The sequence below is a fragment of the Streptomyces sp. NPDC088915 genome, from assembly GCF_044749825.1.
GTDB lineage: Bacteria > Actinomycetota > Actinomycetes > Streptomycetales > Streptomycetaceae > Streptomyces.
Window position 1 is genome coordinate 1 of sequence record NZ_JBIVIR010000034.1, and the last position, 18647, is coordinate 18647.

The 18647-nt window shown below is 72.3% G+C and carries 14 protein-coding genes and 1 pseudogene; 7 read left to right on the forward strand and 8 right to left on the reverse strand.

The window, feature by feature from the left end:
- Positions 1-197 precede the first annotated feature (197 nt).
- Positions 198-1352 (forward strand): tyrosine-type recombinase/integrase, encoded by a 1155-nt coding sequence (locus ACIP5O_RS35925; RefSeq protein ID WP_401301758.1) that lies wholly within the window; start codon positions 198-200, stop codon positions 1350-1352.
- A gap of 60 nt (positions 1353-1412) precedes the next feature.
- Here the strand turns inward: ACIP5O_RS35925 and ACIP5O_RS35930 are convergent, their stop codons facing one another.
- Positions 1413-1784: a helix-turn-helix domain-containing protein gene (locus ACIP5O_RS35930; protein WP_401301761.1), complete on the reverse strand. Its 372-nt coding sequence runs from the start codon at positions 1782-1784 to the stop codon at positions 1413-1415.
- A 327-nt stretch (positions 1785-2111) separates the two neighbouring features.
- Between ACIP5O_RS35930 and ACIP5O_RS35935 the strand changes: the two genes are divergently transcribed.
- Positions 2112-2789, forward strand: coding sequence for a GAP family protein (locus tag ACIP5O_RS35935; RefSeq protein ID WP_401301764.1), 678 nt, complete (start codon positions 2112-2114; stop codon positions 2787-2789).
- 127 nt (positions 2790-2916) lie between these two features.
- Positions 2917-3603, forward strand: coding sequence for a response regulator (locus ACIP5O_RS35940; protein WP_401301768.1), 687 nt, complete (start codon positions 2917-2919; stop codon positions 3601-3603).
- 3 nt (positions 3604-3606) lie between these two features.
- Here ACIP5O_RS35940 and ACIP5O_RS35945 read toward each other — a convergent pair whose 3' ends face one another.
- The 3 genes from ACIP5O_RS35945 to ACIP5O_RS35955 are packed head-to-tail and all read right to left on the reverse strand — an operon-like array spanning position 3607 to position 8876.
- On the reverse strand, positions 3607-5340 hold the full coding sequence (locus tag ACIP5O_RS35945; RefSeq protein ID WP_401301771.1) for a GAF domain-containing protein: 1734 nt from the start codon (positions 5338-5340) through the stop codon (positions 3607-3609).
- 49 nt (positions 5341-5389) lie between these two features.
- Positions 5390-8008 carry a cation-translocating P-type ATPase gene (locus tag ACIP5O_RS35950; RefSeq protein ID WP_401301774.1) on the reverse strand — a complete coding sequence of 873 codons (2619 nt, stop codon included), beginning with the start codon at positions 8006-8008 and terminating at the stop codon, positions 5390-5392.
- Positions 8009-8015: 7 nt separating this feature from the next.
- A complete protein-coding gene (locus ACIP5O_RS35955; protein WP_401301777.1) occupies positions 8016-8876 on the reverse strand; it encodes a universal stress protein in 861 nt (286 codons plus the stop codon).
- Between the two features lie 329 nt (positions 8877-9205).
- Between ACIP5O_RS35955 and ACIP5O_RS35960 the strand changes: the two genes are divergently transcribed.
- A complete protein-coding gene (locus ACIP5O_RS35960; RefSeq protein WP_401301780.1) occupies positions 9206-10195 on the forward strand; it encodes an Acg family FMN-binding oxidoreductase in 990 nt (329 codons plus the stop codon).
- A 21-nt stretch (positions 10196-10216) separates the two neighbouring features.
- On the opposite strand, the gene ACIP5O_RS35965 is transcribed toward ACIP5O_RS35960, so the two are convergent.
- Genes ACIP5O_RS35965 through ACIP5O_RS35975 form a run of 3 tightly spaced genes read right to left on the reverse strand, consistent with a single transcriptional unit; the run spans position 10217 to position 14435 of the window.
- Positions 10217-12607 (reverse strand): glycoside hydrolase family 65 protein, encoded by a 2391-nt coding sequence (locus ACIP5O_RS35965; protein WP_401301783.1) that lies wholly within the window; start codon positions 12605-12607, stop codon positions 10217-10219.
- The gene (locus ACIP5O_RS35970; protein WP_401301786.1) at positions 12604-13356 is read right to left on the reverse strand and encodes an HAD family hydrolase; all 753 of its coding nucleotides are present in this window, start codon (positions 13354-13356) and stop codon (positions 12604-12606) included. Before ACIP5O_RS35970 ends, ACIP5O_RS35965 begins: the two co-directional genes overlap by 4 nt.
- A complete protein-coding gene (locus ACIP5O_RS35975) occupies positions 13353-14435 on the reverse strand; it encodes a zinc-dependent alcohol dehydrogenase family protein (RefSeq protein WP_401301826.1) in 1083 nt (360 codons plus the stop codon). The genes ACIP5O_RS35970 and ACIP5O_RS35975 overlap by 4 nt, the downstream gene beginning before the upstream one ends.
- A gap of 173 nt (positions 14436-14608) precedes the next feature.
- Between ACIP5O_RS35975 and ACIP5O_RS35980 the strand changes: the two genes are divergently transcribed.
- From ACIP5O_RS35980 to ACIP5O_RS35990, 3 genes and pseudogenes are all read left to right on the forward strand, one after another.
- Complete coding sequence (locus tag ACIP5O_RS35980; RefSeq protein ID WP_401301788.1) at positions 14609-16027, forward strand: MBL fold metallo-hydrolase RNA specificity domain-containing protein; 1419 nt, start codon at positions 14609-14611, stop codon at positions 16025-16027.
- 102 nt (positions 16028-16129) lie between these two features.
- Positions 16130-16795 carry a CBS domain-containing protein gene (locus ACIP5O_RS35985; RefSeq protein WP_401301791.1) on the forward strand — a complete coding sequence of 222 codons (666 nt, stop codon included), beginning with the start codon at positions 16130-16132 and terminating at the stop codon, positions 16793-16795.
- A 234-nt stretch (positions 16796-17029) separates the two neighbouring features.
- Positions 17030-17188: pseudogene (locus ACIP5O_RS35990) on the forward strand (nicotinate phosphoribosyltransferase); the annotation flags it as partial.
- A 102-nt stretch (positions 17189-17290) separates the two neighbouring features.
- Here ACIP5O_RS35990 and ACIP5O_RS35995 read toward each other — a convergent pair.
- Positions 17291-18568 (reverse strand): MFS transporter, encoded by a 1278-nt coding sequence (locus tag ACIP5O_RS35995; protein WP_401301794.1) that lies wholly within the window; start codon positions 18566-18568, stop codon positions 17291-17293.
- Between the last annotated feature and the right edge of the window lie 79 nt (positions 18569-18647).

The window sequence follows — 18647 nt, forward strand, 5'->3', positions numbered from 1 at the left end:
ACGCCATGCTCGGCATCGCCCGCCTGCACAACCTCGCCCTGGCCGGGTAACGGAGAGACGGGCTGATCAACCAGCACACCGTAGATCATTTACGGTACAGCCCTTAGCACGGGTTTACCGTTTCATCCCAGCTCAGGGGCTTGATCGATCATTCGGGGTCAGCAAAAGGTCAGCAAGACGCCCGGGAGTCGACAACCATGGCCACCATCAACCTCGTCCGCGGCATGGGCAGCTTCTTCAAGGAGTGCGAGCACCCCGAGAGCCGATGGCCGAGGTGCCCGCACGATTACAAGATCCGCTATCGCAACGCGGCCGGACGACAGGCCGAGGAGTCCGGCTTCTCCACCCAGGAGAAAGCCAAGGCACGCCTCGCCGGGATGTACCAGGCCCGGAAGAACAACCCGCAGAACCAGCACAAGGCCGAGCGCATCCAGAAGTACAGCCCGATGCAGTTCAAGCAGTACGTCACCGAGTGGAAGGCCGGCCAGCGCGACCTCAGCCCCAGCTCCCCGCGCCACCTCGACTCACTTCTCGTCCACCACCTCTACCCCGCCTTCCAGAGCCGCCGGATGGGCACCTTCGACCACAAGGTCGTCGAAGCCTTCATCCAGACCATGGAGCGCAACGGCGTCGGCCTGGCCACCCAGTCCAACGCCTTCGCCACACTCAAGTCGATCCTGCTGGACGCCCATCGGCTCGGTCTCTACGACGACAACCCACTCGATGGCGTCAAGCCCCCTCAGTACGACCCCAAGCGCGCCGTCATCCCCTCCCCCTCCCAACTCCACGGCATACGCACCGCCGGCGATGACGTGTTCCGCCTCGTCGCCGACCTCATGAGCGGCTGCGGCATGCGCAATGGGGAAGCGCTGGCAGTCAACATCAACAACATCGTGGCCGACGACGTGTACCGGATCACGGAGCAGGTCAACCTGACCACGAAGGCCTACGCTCCCCTCAAGCACCGCAAGGCCGGCGACTACCGCGACGTCCCGCTCCCTGCCCGGGTCAAGCACTCCATCGAGCGGTACGCGGACACGTACGGCACCATCGACGGCTACCTGCTCCGCAGCCCGCGAGACCTGACCATGCCGATGCCCAACCACCACATCGGGAACCAGTGGAAGCGCATCAAGAAGGCCGGCCTCGTCGAGATCCCCGACGGCATGGTCGTCTACGGCTTCCGCCACTTCTTCGCCTCCAACTGCCTCACCCACAACATCCCCATCACCGACGTAGCGGAATGGATGGGCCACCGCAGCCTCGACATCACCTTCAAGATCTACCGCCACCTCATGCCCGGCTCGATCGGCCGCGCCGCCCAGGTCCTGGACCTCGGCCTCGCCGCCTGAACGTGCAGGGCCCTCTCCTCAGACGAGGAGAGGGCCCTGCATACATCCGTCCGAACAGCCTCAATCACCCGGCAGCCGCTGCTGTTTCACCCACGCTTGAAACTCAGCCACCTTGAACTGAAGCTTGGAATTCCGCCCACTCCCAAACCTGTACGGAAGGAGGCCCACGTGAGCGGCTTCGCGATACACCCACGGCACCGACATGTTCAGATACTTGGCAGTTTCCTTGACACTCATAAAATTCCGGTCCACTGGTTCCCTCTCGCCGAGATCCTGCATCTGCCGGGGAGAATCACACGCAGGGAATCGTTTGGCGGAACCGAAATCCTGTGCTGATAAATCGTTCTTACCCTGACCGGCCCCGTCGTCCCGCACCACGAGTTCCCAGGAAAAGCCCTGCTGCCGGGTGAAGGGAAGGACAACGTCGAACACCGCAAGGTCCGGGCCGCGTCGAGCACGCCTTCGTCTGGATAAAGCACTACGCGGTCCTCCGTGACCGTCGCCAGCGCGGCACCGGCCTCCACCACTCGGTCCAAGTCGTCGTTTACGTGTGCAACCTCAACCCCGCCACATACCAAGCTGGCCTAAAACCTGGCCCTGACCTGCTCAGAAGCGACCTTCTACAACACGCTTCAGGGACCACTGGGTCCGGGAAAGGACCGTTCGGCACTGCCCGTGTACGACGTCGGTGCAGCAGGCTGAAATCCGAAGGAACTGTCGCGTCCCCTCACCGATCAAGGCGACCACTCAGGAGGGACTGTGCTGGTCCAGGCAATCGGAGCCATTCTGCCGGCCGCGTTGGCGGTCGCACTGAGTCCCTTCCCGCTGATCGGGATCGTCCTGATCCTGACCGGCGGGCACGGCCGCCGCAACGGTCTGCTCTTCGCGGCGGGATGGATCGCCGGGCTCGCGGTCCTGGCCGCGCTCGGCGTGGTGGTGTTCGGGGGCGCCGACGAGCCCGACAGCCCGTCGGCGGCCGTCGCCGACTGGGGGCGCGTGTTCGCCGGGGCGGCCCTCATCGTGTTGGGGGTGCGCAAGTGGTGGAAACGGCCCCGCAAGGGTGACCGGGTCGAGGAGCCGGGCTGGATGACGTCTCTCGGTGACGCGACGGCCGGACGGGCCCTGCTGCTCGGTGCGCTGCTGTCGGGTGCCAATCCCAAGAACCTCGTCCTGACGGCGTCGGCCGCCGCGTCGATCATCGAGGCCGGAGCTCACGGTGCCGACCTCGTCGTGGCCGTCGTCGCCTTCGTCCTCATCGGTTCCTGCACGGTGCTCGGCTCCGTCGTCGCCCACCTCCTCGGCGGGCGGCGCGCGGTCTCGTTCCTGGACGGCGTCAAACGTTTCATGACCGCCAACAGCACCGTGATCACGGTGATCGTGCTGCTCCTCCTGGGCGCCGGCGTCCTCGGCGACGGACTCACCGGCCTCGGTCGCTGATCCCTCCCCACCGGTACGAACGGTCGACGTATCGGCGTCCGGGCGAACATCGGTGCCCATGGAAGCCGCTCATGCCGGACAATTCTCGTGGGGGGCGGGTACGTGTCCACCGACCACAGGGGTCGCCATGTCCGATCTGCCGGTAGCCGGAGCGCCGACGCGGGTGTTCCTCGTGGACGACCACGAGGTGGTCCGCCGGGGCCTGCGCGACCTGATCGACGACGAACCCGACCTGGAGGTGGTCGGGGAGGCGGCGACGGCGGAGCAGGCGCTGGCCAGGGGCCCCGCCCTGCGTCCTGACGTGGCCGTCCTGGACGTGCGCCTGCCCGACGGCGACGGGATCGCGGTGTGCCGGGAGCTGCGCTCGGCGATGCCCGGTCTGGCGTGTCTGATGCTGACCTCGTTCGACGACGAGGACGCCCTCATCGACGCCGTCATGGCGGGAGCGGCGGGGTACGTGCTCAAGCAGATCAAGGGCTCCGACCTGGTGTCGGCGGTGCGGACGGTGGCTGCCGGGCAGTCGATGCTCGACCCGGCCACCACGGCCCGGCTGATGCGGTCGCTGCGGGACCCGGAGGCCGCGAAGCACCCGGAGGACGAACGGCTCACGGCGCTCTCCGAGCGGGAGCGGGCCGTCCTGGAGCTCATCGGTGAGGGGCTCACCAACCGGCAGATCGCCCAGCGGCTCTATCTGTCGGAGAAGACGGTCAAGAACCACATCTCCCGGCTTCTGGGGAAGCTGGGCGTGGAGCGCCGCGTCCAGGCGGCGGTGATCGCGGCGCAGGTCCACGAGCACGAGGCGGAAGAAGGGTAGGCCTCATTCCCGAGGGGTTCCCAGAGGGACGCGCCATTCGAGCACCGTGCCGCCGATCGGATCGGGCCGGGCACGGACGGACAGGGCGCCGCCCAGGCGCTCGGCCCGTTCGGTGAGGTTCCGCAGGCCGCTGCGGTGGCCGCTCTCCCGGACGCCGACGCCGTCGTCGCTCACCGTCACCGCGAGGGCTCCGTCCCCGGCGACGACGGCCACCTCCGCCCGGCGGGCTCTCGCGTGCCGGGCCACGTTGGTGAGGGCCTCGCCGATCACCGCGACCACCTCGTCTGCCACAGTGGCCGGCACGTCCGTGTCGAGCAGGCCCTCCATGCGCAGCGCGGGAGTGAAGCCGAGCGCGGCGGCGGCCGAGTCGACCGCCTTGACGACGCGGTTCCTGAGCTTCGGGGCCGTTCCCGGCCCCTCGTGCTCCCGTAGGCCGAAGATGGTCGAGCGGATGATCTTGATGGTGGCGTCCAGGTCGTCGATCGCCCGGGTGAGGCGGGCTGTCGCTTCGGGGTGTTCGACGAAGCGGCGAGCGCTCTGCAGCGTCATGCCGGTGGCGAACAGGCGCTGGATCGCGAGGTCGTGCAGGTCCCGGGCGATGCGGTCGCGGTCCTCCAGGAGGCTCACCTGTTCGGCGTCCCGTCGCCGGTCGGCCAGTTCGAGGGCGAGGGCCGCCTGGCCGGTGAAGACCGGCAGCGCGGTGATCTCGGTGCCCGTGAAGGGCGGCCGTCCGGCCCGCCGCGCCAGGACCAGCACGCCGCTCAGCCGTTCCTTCGTGCCGACCGTGACGGCCACCGCGGGGCCGAAGCCCTTCCACCGCTCGGGCCGTACCGTGATCCGCTCGTCGGTCTCGATGTCGAGGACCGTGACGAGACCGTCCTCGGCCAGGGCGACCGCCGCCAGGGTGCCCTCGACGCTGGGCAGCACCACGTTCCGGTGCGCGTCGGCGCCTTCGCCGCAGGCCAGCGTCCCGGGCAGTTCGCCGCTCGGCCCGATCAGGTGGAAGACCCCCACGTCCGCGCCCGCGATGTCCACGGCCCGCCCCAGCATGCCGTCCAGGACATCGGTCTCCCGCGCACCGGACAGCAGGGCGCTGGTGAAGTCGGAGCTGGCGGCCAGCCAGCGCTGGCGCAGGCCGGCCTCCTCGTAGAGGCGGGCGTTCTCGATGGCGATGCCGGCCGCGACGGCCAGGGTCGTCACGACGGCCTCGTCCTCCGCGTCGAAGTCCGCCCCACCCCGCTTCTCGGTCAGGTAGAGGTTGCCGAACACCTCGTCGCGGACCCGGATCGGGACGCCCAGGAAGGAGTGCATCGGCGGGTGGTGGGGCGGGAAGCCGTACGAGGCGGGGTGTCCGGACAGCTCGGACAGGCGCAGCGGCTCGGGGCGGCGGATCAGCTCGCCGAGGATGCCGTGCCCGGACGGCAGCGCGCCGATCCGTTCGTGGAGCTCGTCGTCGATGCCGACGGTGAGGAACTCCGAGAGCCGCTGGTCGTCGCCGATGACGCCCAGGGCGCCGTACTCGGCGTCCACCAGGGTCACGGCGGACTCCACGATGCCTCGCAGCACCTGGGGCAGGTCGAGTCTCCGGCCGACGGACATGACGGCTTCGAGGAGGCCGTTGAGCCGGTCCCTGGTCCCCCGGACCTCACCGATGCGCGTCTGGAGTTCCTCGAGCAGTTCGTCCAGCCGGAGCCGCGGCAACCGCGCGTCCCCGACCTGGGCGTCGTCCCGGTCCATCAGAACCTCCGGTCGCGTCGGGCGCGGGCGAGACCGGCCGCGCCCGGTTTCACCGTAGTCCTGATGCTCCGGAGCTTCCTGTCGGGTCCGTCCTTCGGAAGGCGGTCCGGACGAGCCTCGCGGCGAAGAACCCGATCGGGGCACAGGCGGCGCCGATGCCCGCACCGGTCGGGCCGAGCGCTTCGGTGTCCAGGATCTGACTCAGGAAGGGCACGTACAGCGCGGCTGCGGCCAGCAGTGCGGAAAGGAGCACCGCCAGGGGGAGGAAGGGGTTCCTTCGGGTCAGCAGACGGTCCCGCAGTCCCAGGACGGTTCCGAGCTGGGCGGAGAGCAGGGCGAGGAAGAGGACGCTCTGCCAGGCCAGGTCCAGCGCGTGGGCGACGAGCCCGGTGCCGAGGGCGGCGGCCGTGACGGCGGTGGCGAGAAGGAGCAGCCGTTGCCAGGCGCCGTCACCGAGGATGTGCTGGTCCGGCGGGCGCGGCGGGCGCCGCATGACTCCCGGGGCGGCCGGTTCGGCGCCCATGGCGACGCCGGTGAGGCCGTGCGTGAGGAGGTTGATCCACAGGATCTGCCCGGCCCGCAGGGGCAGGGGAAGCCCGAGGAGGGGGCCAGCGAGCATGACGAGGATCTCGGCCGCGCCGCCGGCCATGCCGTAGACGAGGAAGCGGCGGATGTTGTCGTAGACGCGCCGCCCCTCCTCGACGGCCGCGACGACCGTGGAGAGCTCGTCGTCGGTGAGGACGAGGTCCGCCGCCTGACGCGCGACCTCGGTACCGCGCGCGCCCATGGCGACGCCGATGTCGGCGCGGTGCAGGGCGGGACCGTCGTTGACCCCGTCGCCGGTCATGGCGGTCACCGCGCCCCGGGCCCGCCACGCCTCGATCACGTCCAGTTTCTGCTGCGGATCGGTGCGGGCGAAGACCCGGACCGCGGTGAGGTCGGGGACGCGTCCCGCCGCCACCTCCGCCCCCGTGACGACCCGGTCCTCCGGTGCGTCGTCTCCGAGGAGGGTGACGCGGGCGGCCACCGCCTTCGCCGTCGCTGGATGGTCCCCGGTGATGAGGACGGGGGTGATCCCGGCCGTGCGGCAGGAGGCGAGGGTCGCGGCCGCGTGGGGCTTGGGCGGGTCGCTGAGGGCCACCAGACCGAGGAGCGCGAGTCCCGATTCCGCGGCGGTGACCGGGCTCGGCACGTCGCCCCGCGTCCCGGAGGCCACGGCGAGCACCCGGTATCCGCGGGTGGCCAGGCGGGCCGCCTCCTGACGGGCCCGGGCGAGCAGATCCGGGCGGTCGGTGAGAACGGTCGGGACGAGCACCGCTTCGGGAGCGCCCTTCAGGCAGACGAGCACCCGGTCCCTCCCGGCGGAGTGCAGCGTGGTCATGCGCTTGCGGAGGCTGTCGAAAGGGACTTCTCCGATCCGGGGACGGGTCGCCGACAGTTCCACCGGGCGCGAGCAGCCCGCCTTGGTCGCGGCAGTGAGCAGGGCGGCTTCCGTGGGGTCGCCGAGCGCCGTCCAGCGGGTGTCGGACGTCTCCGGGTCCGGTGGGCGCAGCACGGCGTCGTTGCAGAGGGCGGTGACCCGCAGGAGTTCCCGTACCGGGGCGAGCGCGTCGCCGTCGGCCGGTCTCCCGTCGACGAGGACCTCGCCTTCGGGTTCGTAACCGGAGCCCGTGAGGTCCACGGCGGTCTCTGGGGTCCAGACGTGCTGGACGACCATGCGCCCCTCCGTCAGGGTGCCGGTCTTGTCCGTGGCGAGGACGGACACCGAGCCGAGCGTCTCCACCGCGGGCAGCCGCCGCACCAGGGCGTGCCGGGCGACCATGCGCCGGGCCCCCAGGGCGAGGGCCAGGGTGACGACGGCGGGGAGGGACTCGGGGACGGCGGCCACGGCCAGGCCGATCGCGGTGACCGCCATCGTGCCGGGCGGGAGGCCCCGTACGAGTCCGAGGGCGAAGACCAGGGCGCACAGGATCAGCGTCACCGCAGCCAGGACGCGGCCGAGGGCGGCCAGGCGGTGCTGCAGCGGGGTCGGCTCGCGCCGGTCGTCGAGCAGGGCGGCGATGCGGCCGAGCGCGCTGGAAACACCCGTCGCGGTCACCGTGGCCGCTCCCCTGCCCCGTATGACCACGGTGCCGGCGCCCAGCGGATCTCCGGCGTCCTTGTCGACGGGCACCGACTCACCGGTGAGCATCGACTCGTCGAGGAGGAGGGCGGACGCCTCGGCGAGTTCGGCGTCGGCGGCCACGACGTCCCCCTCGCCGAGCAGGAGCACGTCACCGGGGACGACCTCTGCGGCCGGGAGGTCGCGTACGGCACCGTCGCGCCGCACGCGGGCGTGTGGCGCGCTCAGGGCGGAGAGGGCGGCGACGGCGTCGTCGGCGCGGACCTCCTGGACCACGCCGACCGTCGTGTTCACCACGACGACCAGGGCGATGACGATCGCGTCGGCGTGATCGCCGATCGCGAGGGTCAGGACGACGGCACCGAGGAGCACCATGATCAGCGGATCCCGTAGCTGGGCCAGGATCCGGCCGCGGAGCCGGACGGGCCTCCTCGCGGCCGCTTCGTTGGGGCCGGCGGCGGCGAGGCGGCGGGCGGCCTCCACCTCGGTGAGGCCTTCGGGACGTCCGGTCGTCAGGGCCGTCCGGGCGGCCGCCGAGGCCGTCATGGCGGACTCAGCCGACGGGAACGGTGATCACCGGGCAGTGGGCGCGGTGCAGCAGTCCGTGGACCACGGACCCGACGCGCATACCGGTGTAGCCGCCCCGTCCCCGGCGGCCGACGACCAGGGCGAGGGCGTGCTCCGCTGCCTCCGCCAGCACCTCGACGGGCGAGCCGATGAGGACCTCGTGGGTCAGCCGGACGTCGGGGTACTTCTCCGCCCATCCGGCGGTGGTCTCCGCGAGCAGCCGGCGCTCGGTCTGGAACAGCGTGTCACCGGTGTGCAGGGAGAAGACGGGCGGCTGCCACACGGCGAGGGCGCGCAGGGCGCAGCCCCGGAGGTCCGCCTCCTCGAAGGCCAGGGCGAGGGCGGCCCGGGAGGACTCGCTGCCGTCGATGCCGACGACGAGGTACGGCGGGTCCTGGGTGGTGTGCTCCGCGTCGCCCACGACGACGACCGGGCACCGTGCCTGAGCGGTGACGGGAACGACGAGCGAGCCGGTGCTCAGGAACTCCTCGGTCCGGCTGAGGTGCCGGGAGCCGAGCACGACCACGGCGGCCTCGCGCGACAGGTGGGCGAGCACCCGTGCGGGGAACCCGTCGAAGAGTTCGGTGGCGACCCCGACGTCGGGCTGCCGGCCGTGCACCCAGGTCGCCGCGGCGAGCAGGGCCTCCCTGCCCGCCGCCGTCTGTGCCTGGTGCCGGGGGGTGTCGTCGACGTGGTGGGTGTCGTGCCGCGGGGGTACGGCGACCACGAGCCGCAGGGCCGAGCGGCGCCTGTGCGCCTCGTCGGCCGCCCAGGCCAGAGCGAGGTGCGGGTTCTTGGCGGGGTCGACGCCGACGACGATCTCACGGCGCTCCGTCGTACCGGTCATGATGGGCTCCCGTGTCCGGTTCCGTGCCCGGTCCGAGGGGGCCGGGACATGCCGACTGCTCCCAACGTGACATCCGGTGGCCGACCGGGTGGAGGGCCGCTGGGGGCAAGGGCGGGACCAAAGGTCCCCCCTTCCGCGATCGGACCCTGTCGGACCGGGGGTGGGGCCGTTCGGCCCTCGCCGTGAGTCGGCGTCCGCCGGACGGTGGGGGGAGAACCGGACGTTCCCGGCGTCCCGGCGCCCGGGCAGGAGCTTCGGCGGCGGGACGTGCGGAGACCGGAGGCGAGACGACCGGCGCCGTCCCCCGAGTCGGCAGAACAGGACGAACCATGATCACCACCGCTTCCACCCGCGCACTCGTGGCGTCCCTCGTCGAGGACGCCGTCACCGCGCCGTCGATGCACAACGCGCAGCCGTGGAGGTTCGTCCACCGGACCGCCGCGGACACCGTGGAGCTGTACGGCGACCCGTCGCGCGAGATGCCGCACGCGGACCCCGACCACCGCGCCCTCCACCTCGGCTGCGGGGCCGCCCTGTTCGGGCTGCGGGTCGCCGCCGCCCACCGGGACGTGGGCGCTGAGGTGCGGTTGCTGCCCGACCCCGGGGACCCCTGGCACCTGGCCGACGTGCGCCTGGACGGGACCGTCGGCGGGGACGAGGACCTGGCCGCGCTCCGGCCCGCCCTGGCCGAGCGGCACACCAGTCGCTTCCCGTTCTCGGAGGAGCGGGTCCCGGCCGAGATCCTCGACGGGCTGCGGGCCGCCGCCATCCTGGAGGGGTGCCGGCTGGTCGTCCCCGGGGACTGGCACGCCGAGACCGTCATGGGGCTCGTGCACGCCTCCGCGCTGTTCGAGGCCGCGGACACCTCGGTCCGCGCGGAACTCGCCCGGTGGACCCGTACCGCCGCGACCGAGGAGGACCCCGGGACGGAGGGGATCCCCTCGTACGCCCTTGGTCCGAGGCAGTACGACGTCACCTCGCCGGTGCGGGACTTCGACCCGCCGCGCCGGGCGCCCGAGCGCGCCTCGGCGCGCTTCGAGAAGGACCCTCAGATCGCCCTGCTCGGTACCGTCCGGGACGCACCGGGGGAATGGCTCATGGCCGGACAGGCGCTCCACCGGGTCCTGCTCCGGGCCACGCTCGACGGGCTCGCCACCTCGTTGATGTCCCAGCCGCTGGAGTGGCCCGAACTGCGCCCCCTCGCGCGTGACCCCCTCTCCACGACGAGCTTCGTCCAGATGGTGCTCCGCATGGGGTACGGCCCGCGCGGGCGTGCCACCCCGCGACGGCCGGTGTCCGAGGTGCTCGCGTTCGTCTGAGTGGCCCGCCCGCGTCGCCACTCACAGCCGGAACCAGCGTTCCTCCCCCGGCGCGAGGACGTACCGGCGGTCGCCCGGGAGGACGACGGCGAGGGGGCCACGAGACGAGGACGGCACGCGGACGGCCAGTCGGCCGGGGAGCACGCGCACGCGTACTCCCCGGTGTCCGTGGAAGCAGAGGGTGAAGGCGAACCGGGGGATCTGCGCGAGGGCCACCGGTTCCACCCGGAGTCCTTCCGGGCCGGCCTCCAGGCCGGTGGTGCCGCGCTCCACGAGGTCGACCGTGCCCGCCATGGCCCCGAGGTGGATGCCCTCGCCGGTCGTCCCGCCCTGCAGGTCGGCCACGTCGCCGAGCAGGGCCTCCTCGCAGTAGCGCCAGGCGTCGGCGCCCTTTCCCCGGGTGGTCACCCAGCCGTGGACGAGGCTGCTGAGCGTCGATCCGTGGCTGGTGCGCCGCAGGTGGTACGCGACGGTGGCGCGCCAGACGTCATCGTCGATGCGGTGGCCGAGCCGGTCGAACAGCGCGTGCAGTTCGGCGGGCCGGAAGAGGTATCCGAGCATGAGGGTGTCGGCCTGTTTGGAGGCCTGGTAGCGATTGACCGTGTCGCCCTCCGCCTCCAGGATCCGGTCGAGCCTGCGGATGTCGCCGTACCGCGCGCGGTATCCCTCCCAGTCGAGTTCGGCCAGGTCGCCGTAGCCCTCGAACTGGCTGATCACGCCCCGGTGGAAGGGGATGTGGAGGCGGCGGGAGACGTCGTCCCAGCGGGCGAGTTCCTCTTCGCCGAGGGACAGTTCCTCCGTCATTTCCGCCCGCCGGGCGTCGGGCAGTTCGGCCAGGAGGTCGAGGCTGCGGGCGAGGACCCAGGCGGCGGTCGCGTTGGTGTAGGTGTTGTCGTCGATGCCGGGGGTCGTGGCGTCGGGATAGGCGTCGTGGTACTCGTCGGGGCCCACGACCCCTCGGATCCGGTAGCGCCCCAGGTCCGGGTCGAAGGCGGCGGCACCGGCCCAGTAGCGGGCGATCTCCAGAAGGACCTCGGCCCCCGCCGCGTGCAGGAACCCGCGGTCGCCGGTGGTCTGCGCGTACGTCCACACGTTGTACGCGACGGCCGATCCCACGTGGCGCTGGAGGTGCGAGTGGTCGGGGAGCCAGCGTCCCGAACGGGGGTTGAGGTGCAGCTCCTGGGTCTCCTCCCGGCCCGAACTCGCGCTCTGCCACGGATACATGGCCCCCGTACCACCAGTGTGGCGTGCCGCCGCGCGCGCGGCGGGAAGCCGACGGTGGCGGTACATGAGCAGGGCCCGGGCCACCTCGGGGAAGTGGAGGTTCAGATAGGGCAGGACGAACAGCTCGTCCCAGAAGACGTGTCCCCGGTAGGCCTCACCGTGCAGGCCCCGGGCGGGGACGCCCACGTCGAGTTCGGCCGTGTGCGGGGAGAGCGTCTGGAGCAGGTGGAACAGGTGGAGGCGCAGGATGCGGCCCGCCTCTCCGGGGACGTGCAGTTCGCCCTGTTCCCAGAGGCGCCGCCAGGACGCCTCGTGGATGGCCAGGAGTCGGGGGAATGCGGTCGCCCGGGCAAGGTCGTCGCAGGCCGCCGTACGCGGGTCGCCGTCCGGCCGGTCCGCCGAGGTGCGCAGGGCCAGGGTCTTCACGAGCGCCGCCGGGCGACGGGGGCCGGTCGGCAGGCGGTAGGTCTGGACGGTGGTGGTCGGCGTGGCCGACTCCTCCGCGGGTCTCTCGGGGCGGGTGGTCGTGCGGACGGCGAGCGCGAGGCGGACGCCGGGATCGGTCGTACGGCAGGAGAGCCAGGCGGTCCCGTCCGGCCCGAATCCGGTCCGGTGGTCCGTGAGGTGACGGCCCTCCAGGTTCCGGTACCGCTCCACCCCGGCGTTGACGACCGCGCCGTCGAGGACGGACTCCACCTCGACGGCGCCGGTCCAGCCGTAGGCGCGGAACGTGGTGCGCTGGGCCGCCAGGCGTGGGTCCCCCATGTGCACGAGCCGGGTGTGGTCGACGCGCAGTCCTCGTCCGTCCGCGTCCCGGAAGTACAGGTGCCGGGTGAGCGTCCCCGCCTTCAGGTCGAGCCGTATGCCGTAGTGGCGCAGGTCCGGGGAGTCGGGCGTCAGCCAGGCGCCGGGTGGACCGCCGTCGGGGAGGCAGCGGTAGCGCAGGCGCGTCCAGTCGGGGAGGTTGACCAGGTCCTCGTTCTCGACCCGCCGGCCGGCGACGGTCGAGGCGCGCCGGTCGTAGCAGCCGGCCAGGTAGGTGCCCGGGTAGTGGACGGGCCCGGCCGGGCACTCGGGCGCGGAGCCCCGGGTGGCGAACCTGCCGTTGCCGAGCGTGCAGAGCGATTCGACGAGGCGTTCGCGCGCCGGGTCGTACCGGTCGTAGGTCCACGTCCAGCCGTCGGTCATGTCCGTCCGCTCCACGTCTTCCGCACCAGTGCCGTCAGGTCGGGGACCACCAGGTCGGCGCCCTCCGCGTGCAGGGGGGCCGCTCCGTGCCCGTCGGGGCTCCGGTCCAGGCCGACGACGAGGCCGAAGCCGCCCCGGCGGGCCGCCCGCACCCCGGCGAGCGCGTCCTCGACCACGGCGGTGTCGCCGGGACGGGTGCCCAGGCGGGCGGCCGCGTGGAGGAAGAGCGCCGGGTCCGGCTTGCCGGGGAGGGCGAGCCGGGCGGCGTCCCCGCCGTCCACGACGACCGTGAGCAGCCGGTCGAGGCCGGTCGAGGCGAGCAGCGCGCGGGCGTGGCGGGACGCCGAGACGGCGGCGCACGGCACGTGGAGTGCGCTCAGGGCCGTGAGCGCCTCTTCGGCGTCCGCGAAGGCGACGACGGCACCGGAAGCCAGGGCTTCCCGGAACACCGCTTCCTTGCGTGCGGCGACAGCCCACACGGTGTCGCAACCGGGTGGGTCGTCGGGGCTCCCGGGCGGAAGGCGGATGCCCCGGGAGGCCAGGAACGCCTCGGCTCCGTCGTACCGCGACCTGCCGTCGACGTGGCGGCGGTACTCGGCGTCCGCGTCGAACGGTGCCCGTCCGATGAGACAGGCGTCGAACGCGGTCTTCCAGGCCGCCGCGTGCGCGGTGGCGGAGTCGAGCAGCACGCCGTCGGTGTCGAGGACGACGGCGCGCGGCGGCGGGCGTCCCTCGTGACGCCCGTTCACGCGGCGGCCGGAGGGTCGGGGACCTGAACGGCCGTGTGCTGCGGGCCGCCGAGCGCGACCTTGAGGGCGCCGGTGTCGGCCGCGCGGCCGAACACGTCGTACGCCTCCTCCATCTGTCCGAGTTCGAAGCGGTGGGTGACCAGCTCCGACGTGGGCAGCCGGCCGGCCGCCAGCATGTGGAGCAGCATGGGGGTGGACGAGGTGTCCACGAGTCCGGTGGTGATCGTGACGTCCTTGATCCACAGGTCTTCGAGGTGGAGGGTCGCGGGCTTGCCGTGGACGCCGATGTTGGCGACGTGTCCGCCGGGCCGGACCATCCGGGTGCACGTCTCGAAGGCCTCCGGAACGCCGACCGCCTCCATGACGACATCGGCGCCCAGGCCGTCCGTCAGGTCGGCGACGAGCTGCTCCGGCTCCTCGTCGGCGGCCGCGGTGGCGTCGGCACCGAGCTTGCGCGCGGCATCCAGGCGGGATGCGGCGAGGTCGACGGCGATGACGCGGCCGGGGCTGTAGAGGCGTGCGGTGGCGATCGCGGCGAGGCCGATGGGCCCGGCGCCGACCACGACGACCGTGTCGGCCGGCCGGACGCACCCGTTGAGGACGCCCACCTCGTAGGAGGTGGGGAAGATGTCGGCGAGCAGGACGGCGTCGAAGCCGTCGACCGCGCTCGGGAGCGGGTGCGTGGACAGGTCGGCGAACGGCACCCGGACGTACTCCGCCTGCGTGCCGTCGACGGTGTGCCCGAGGATCCAGCCGCCTCCCCCACGGCACTGGCCGTAGCGGCCCTCGCGGCAGAAGCGGCAGCGTCCGCAGGCGGTGATGCAGGAGATCAGGACCCGGTCCCCGGGCCGTACCGTACGGACGTCCCGGCCGGTCTCGACCACCGTGCCGACCGCCTCGTGGCCGAGGACCCGGCCCGGTGTCACCTCCGGCACGTCGCCCTTGAGGATGTGCAGGTCCGTGCCGCAGATGGTGACGACGTCGACCCGTACGATCGCGTCCCCGGGGTCCACGAGGCCCGGGTCGGGGACGTCCTGCCAGGCCATGCTGCCCGGCCCCTGAAAGACGGCGGCCTTCATGCTGCCCACCCACTTCCTGTACGGCGTTCGGGTGTCCTTCTCCCTCAGGTTCGGCCCTCGCCGGATGCCGGCGCATGGGCCGGTCGGTCCCGGAAGAGGACCGCTCGGACCCTGGAGCCCGCCCGACGGTGCTGCGAGGGTGGAGGCCGACGCACGCTGCGAAGGGGCGAACGATGTCCGAGGCGGTCACGGCTCCCGCTCCGCGCCCCGCGCTGCTCAGTTTCCTGGGCGGCGTGGGGACGGTCACCGGAAGCAAGTTCCTGGTCGAGAGCGACCGTGCGCGCGTCCTCCTCGACTGCGGTCTCTTCCAGGGTTTCGCGAACCTGCGGCGCCGCAACTGGGAGCGCCTGGCCCGGGACGCCGCCGACATCCGCGCCGTGGTCGTCACCCACGCGCACCTGGACCACTGCGGCTATCTGCCCCGTCTGGTGCGGCAGGGTTTCCGGGGTCCGATCCTCGCCAGTGCCCACACCGCCCGGCTCGCCGGGATCGTGCTGCGCGACAGCGCCCGGCTCCAGATGGAGGCGGCCCGGCACGCCGACGAGCACGGCTGGTCCAAGCACCGTCCGGCCGAGCCGCTGTACGACGAGTCCGACGTCGAGAGGACGCTGGCGTTCTTCGACCCGGTCCCCGTCGGCGACGAGGTCGAGATCATGTCCGGCACCCGGCTGACCCTCCACCACGGGGGGCACATCCTCGGCTCCGCCTGGGCCCGTCTCGTCCTGGAGGACGGGCATTCCCTGGCCGTCTCCGGCGACCTCGGGCGGCCGGGGCACCCGCTGCTGCTGCCACCGGAGCCGTTCTCCGGCGCCGACGTCCTGCTGGTGGAGTCGACCTACGGCGACCGCCGCCACGATCCGGAGGCCGGCCGGTCGGAGTTCGCCTCCGTGATCGCGCGGACCGTCGCCCGGAACGGCACCGTCGTCGTCCCCGCCTTCGCGATCGACCGGACCGAGGTCGTCCTGCACGAACTGACCCGCCTGCGGGACACCGGGATCCTGCCCCGGTCCGTGCCGGTCTACGTGGACAGCCCCATGGCTCTGGCCGCCCTCGACGTCTACCGCGACGCCGTGCGCGCGCGGTCCGCCGAGCTTCGGCCGGAGATCCTCGCCGAGGGCGAGGCCGCGCTGAGTCCCGCGCCGTTCCTCGCGGCGCGGACGGTCCGGGAGTCGATCGACATCAACGGCACGAGCGGACCGGCCGTCATCGTCTCCTCCGCCGGAATGGCCACCGGCGGCCGCGTCCTGCACCACCTGCGCCGGCTGCTGCCCGACCCGCGCAACACCGTGGTCGTCGTCGGCTTCGCCGCCGCCGGGACCCGGGCACGGGACCTGGTGGACGGCGCGCGGGTGCTGAAGATGTTCGGCGAGTACGTGCCCGTACGGGCCGAGGTCGCCGACGTCCCCCACTTCTCGGCCCATGCCGACGCGGCGCAGATCGTCGACTGGCTGCGCGGCGCCCCCGCCCCGCACGCCACCTACCTCGTGCACGGCGAGCCCGCCGCGTCCGGGGCCCTGCGCGACCGCATCGACCGCGAGCTGGGCTGGACGGCCGTCGTGCCCCGCTCCGGCGAGGCCGTCCTGGTCCGCTGACCGGGGGCCGTTCGGCCCCGTACGTGTGGTCTCCGGGGCCCTTCTGGCCGTCTTCGGCGGCGGAGGAACCTGTCCCTGGGGCACGCGGGTGAGGAGAGAGCCATGACGACCCGGACGTTCACGGTGGCCGACGTGATGACCAGGAAGGTGGTCGCCGTCCGGCCCGGCGCGGAGTTCAAGGAGATCGTCGCCGCCATGGAGCGGTGGAAGGTGACGGCCGTCCCGGTCGTCGACGAGGAGGAGCGCGTCGTCGGTGTGGTCTCCGAGGGCGACCTGCTGCTCAAGGAGGAGTTCCACGACCACCGTCCCGGTCTCCTCGAACAGCGGGACCGGCTCGACGCCACGGCCAAGGCCGGCTCCCGGCGGGCGCGGGAGCTGATGACCTCTCCCCCGGTCACGGTCGGCCCCGGCGCCTCGCTGCCCCAGGCCGCGCGGCTGATGGCCACCCACCGCGTGAAACGGCTGCCGGTGGTCGACGCGCGGGGGACGATCAAGGGCGTCGTGAGCCGGTCCGACCTCCTCAAGGTGTTCCTCCGTCCGGACGCGGACCTCGCCGCCGAGGTCCGCGACGAGGTCGTCGGACGGCTGTTCTCCGCCCCCGGCGACCGGGTCGACGTCCGGGTGGACGCCGGTGTCGTGACGCTGTCCGGCCGGATCCACGACAGCGCGCTCGTGCCGCTCGCGGCACGGACGGCCCTCGCCGTCGAGGGCGTGGTGGACGTCCGGTGCGCGCTCGTCACCGGTGACGGTGAACGGGCCGCCTCCTGAGGGCACCGGGCGGGTGACGGTGTCGCGGAGAGCGGCCGGCGGGGCCGGTCTCGGGCACCGCCCGCGCCGAGGGAGGCGAGCTCGGCGTCAAGACGGCATCCGGCCTTATCGGCCACGGAAGCCGTGTCATGTCGTGGACGACGCCCCGCAGGACGAACGCATCGTACGGACGGAGGCCCTGCGCGGCAGCGCACGTCCTCGTGCGGACCGCCGGCCGGCCGCGCAGCTCGAAGCATGTCCCAGATGACGACCACCGACCTGTACGAGGTCACGACGGCCCTCTCCTACCTGCGGGAGGACATGCGGGCACGGACCACCTTGAGCCTCTTCGCGCGCGACCTGCCGCCGGAACGCGGATTCCTCGTAGCCGCCGGGCTCGAATCGGCCCTGGACCCGACCACGGCAGTCGGCATCCGCGAAGACGGTCGTCCGGCGGAGCGGCGGCACCGCCTCCGGAAGTATCGTCCCGAGCACCCGACCGGGCGAGACGGACCGTCAGGCGGTCTGGTCGGGCTGTCCGGCGACCGGGGTGCGCGGAGCTCGGACAGGTACGGCGTCTGGCGGTCGTACCGGCAAGTGGCCCGTGCGGCCGAGCACCGCGATCCAGGCGGCGCATGCGAGCCCCAGGGCGGTCAGCGTCCCCCAGACCAGGTACTCCTCATGGCGTGTGGCGTCCCACAGGACGCCCGCGGCGAAGTTTCCACCGGTGATGCTCAAACCCGCGACGGTGCTGTAGAGACCGTAGTGAGTGGCGACGAAGCGGCCCCGTGCCAGCGCCACCACCATGTCCATCTCGAACGGGTGGATCACGGTCGATGCCACGGCCAGCAGCACGGTTGTCGTGGCCAGACACCCGCTCCTCACCAAGGTGGTCCCCTGAGGAAACAGAGTGAGCGGGACGAACGCCAGCCCCGTGAGCGACAGTCCTCGCACCAGGGTCTGCTGAGCGCTCCACCGGACTTTCACCCACGCGGTCAGGCGCAGCTGTGCCGCGACCGCCACGGCCGCCGACGCGACGAACAGCGCACCGGTCACGAGCGGGCCGTCGGAACCGAGCGTCTCGGAGGCGACGAGAGGAAGGAGCATGTAGGTCTGGAAGGTCAGGACGGAAGAGCCGGCCATGGCCAGGGAGAAGAGCGTGAAGGGCCGGTTGGCGGCTACCGCGCGCCACTGTGCCGCGACCCCGCACGGAGTCGGACTGCGCCGTGCGGGCAGGGCCCGCCACTGGAGAACCGCGAGGGCGCCGAATACACCGGCCGCCACCACGCACACCAGACGGAAGTCGACGGCCAGCAGGGCGAATCCGACGACCGGTCCCAGCAGCATCCCGCCCTGGAAGTAGACGTTGAAGACGGCGAATGCGTCGACGCGCCGCTCACCGGCCTCTGCCGCGAGATAGGCGCGGACGGCAGGGTTGAAGAGCGCGCTGGCGAAACCCGTGGCAAGAGAGGCGGAGACCAGGGCGGGGAGGGTCTCTGCCCAGCCCAGCATCCCGAAACCCGCCGTGCGCAGGAGACAGCCCGTCAGGATGGGCGTCTTGTAGCCCACCCGGTCGACGATCGTGCCTCCCAGCAGGTACATGCCCTGCTGAGAGAGGTGACGGAGGCCGAGCACCAGCCCCACGGCCGACGCGGCAAGTCCCAGGGTGCCCGCCAGGTGGAGGGCGAGATACGGCATCAGCATGCTGAAGCCGAGGTTGATCGCGAACTGGTTCACCATGAGCAGCCGCACGACCGGCGGGAACGACCGCGTCTGCGTCCAGAGCCGCTTCACCGGTGTTCGTAACTCGCTCGGGGCCTGGACCCGTCCGTCCGTCGCATGGCACGCCGATTACACCTAGTGACAGAATCAA